Origin of the sequence: Streptomyces sp. CC208A, from assembly GCF_030010625.1 — a bacterium.
GTDB lineage: Bacteria > Actinomycetota > Actinomycetes > Streptomycetales > Streptomycetaceae > Streptomyces.
Map to the genome: position 1 here is coordinate 1 of NZ_JASCXN010000109.1, position 958 is coordinate 958.

At 68.9% G+C, this 958-nt stretch carries 1 protein-coding gene; it reads left to right on the plus strand.

Going from position 1 to position 958, the window contains the following annotated elements:
• Window positions 1-58 precede the first annotated feature (58 nt).
• Window positions 59-939 (plus strand): IS5 family transposase gene (locus QK442_RS36200; protein ID WP_282698389.1). Its coding sequence is split into 2 segments (ribosomal slippage): window positions 59-419 and window positions 419-939, totalling 882 coding nucleotides; the frame shifts between segments, so codons are not numbered across the junction.
• Window positions 940-958 lie beyond the last annotated feature (19 nt).

Genomic DNA, 958 nt, shown 5'->3' on the forward strand with positions numbered 1-958 from the left:
GCTAGGCAGTGTCCGGCGGATCATGTGACTGTCGGCTTGCCGGTTCGTTGTTCCCGGCATGGGGCGGGGTGATCTGACGAATGCCGAGTGGGTCCGGCTGGAGCCGCATTTGCCGGCGACGGGACGGCGTGGCGGTCGGTGGAACGACCACCGCAGGGTGATCAACGGGATCCTGTTCCGGGTCCGGACGGGCATACCGTGGCGGGATCTTCCCGAGCGTTTCGGCAGCTGGAAGACCGTCTATGAACGGCACCGGCGCTGGTCGGCGGACGGCACGTGGGACCGGATCCTGCGTGCCGTCCAGGCCGACGCCGACCTCGCGGGCCGGATCGACTGGAGCATGGTCAGCGTCGACTCGACCTCCTGCCGGGCCCACCAGCACGCGGCAGGCGCCCGCAAGAAGAAGCCGCGCGTCCCGAAAAAAGGACAACGCCCCGGCACCACCGCCCCGACGAAGGACTCGGGCGGTCCCGGGGCGGCCTGACCTGCAAGATCCATCTCGCGGGTGAGGGCGGATGCCGGCCCTTGGCCTTCCTGCTCACGCCCGGCCAGTGGGGCGACGCGCCACAGATGATCGAGGTCCTCGAACGCGTCCGCGTTCCCCGCCCGCAGGGCGGACGGCCACGCACCCGGCCGGACCACCTGGGCGGTGACAAGGCATACAGTTCACGCCGCAACCGCCGCTATCTGCGAAGACGCCAGATCAAGCACACCATCCCCGAGCCGAAGGACCAGCGGGCCAACCGCAAACGGCGTGGCAGCAAGGGCGGCCGGCCCACCGGCTTCGACAGCGAGATCTACAAACGCCGCAACGAGGTCGAGCGCACGATCAACCGGCTCAAGAACTCCCGGTCCGTCGCCACCCGCTACGACAAGAGGGCCTACGTCTTCCACGGCACCGTCACGGTCGCAGCGATCCGCTTATGGCTCCAGCCATGATCCGCCGGACAGACCCTAG